This is a genomic window from Vibrio sp. 970 (genome assembly GCF_033339075.1).
Map to the genome: position 1 here is coordinate 1 of NZ_JAWOTW010000496.1, position 619 is coordinate 619.

Consider the following 619-nt stretch of genomic DNA (forward strand, 5'->3'; position numbering starts at 1 on the left):
TGCCTTCTGCATTATTGATTAGCGCAATTATTCCTTGGTTGATCATGCCATTGCTACTAATCGGCGGTTTGTTTCTCTGTTTTGAAGGGGCTGAAAAAGTACTCGAAAAACTGTTTCCACACTCACATCCCCATGAAGAAAAAGAAGAGCTTGTGGATACGGGCGAGTCGTTAGAGGATTACGAAAAGCGAAAAGTTGCAGGTGCGATTCGAACCGATTTTATTCTCTCAGCGGAAATTATTGTGATTGCGTTGGGCACCGTGACTGGGGCGAGTCTTGTGACGCAAATCTTAGTGGTGAGCTTAATTGCGGTCATCATGACCATTGGTGTTTATGGCTTAGTAGCAGGCATCGTGAAATTGGATGACTTGGGCTTCTACCTTGAAATTCGCTCAAAAGGTAAGGGCTGGATGGCGAAAGTTGGCAGTGCTTTAGTTGCTTTTGCACCAAAGCTGATGAAGTTGTTAACGATTGTGGGAACTGCTGCGATGTTTTTAGTCGGTGGCGGGATTGTAGTGCATAACGTGCCAGCCATTCACCACTTTGTAGAACCGATTATTATGAACTTTAGTGGTCATTCGGTTGCTACAGCGATTCTGCCTATTTTGCTTAACGGCAT

At 44.7% G+C, this 619-nt stretch carries 1 protein-coding gene; it reads left to right on the top strand.

Going from position 1 to position 619, the window contains the following annotated elements; translation table 11 throughout:
- On the top strand, positions 1 to 619 hold a 619-nt coding region (locus R7Q11_RS27510; protein ID WP_225467150.1), incomplete at both ends, for a DUF808 family protein.